This is a genomic window from Oleiphilus sp. HI0117, from assembly GCF_001635235.1.
The window spans coordinates 1-405 of sequence record NZ_LWGA01000415.1; the positions used below are offsets into that span (position 1 = coordinate 1).

Genomic DNA, 405 nt, shown 5'->3' on the forward strand with positions numbered 1-405 from the left:
CCAGCGTTAGCTTCGATACCGCCAGCCAAACCAGCTAGACGACCGTCATCTACAGCACCGTATGCTAGAGCCAATGCAGCTAGACCTTCAGCACCGTAAAAATCAGACAAACCACGATCTAAAATGTTTTCGCCAGTAGCAGCGGAACCAGCAATATCGATGTTCATACGGATATTGTCAAGCATGTCAGTGTTGTTTGCTAGGTTATTCGGGTCATCAGTAAGATTTTGGTTACCACCGATTTTGATATCGTTGATGAATAGGCTACCAGCATCTTTATACATGAACTGACCGATAGAAACTTTAGATTCTATATCGATAGTCAAACCAGCTTGACCAGTTAGCTCGCCCATTGCTGAGTCGTCTAGAGCTTTAAGTTCAGCTTGTGCGCCAGCAGAAGCAGCA

At 45.2% G+C, this 405-nt stretch carries 1 protein-coding gene; it reads right to left on the reverse strand.

Features of this window, described 5'->3' with window-relative positions:
• A partial coding sequence (locus A3757_RS26365) for a DUF6160 family protein (RefSeq protein ID WP_231878217.1) occupies positions 1–405 on the reverse strand: 405 nt, incomplete at both ends.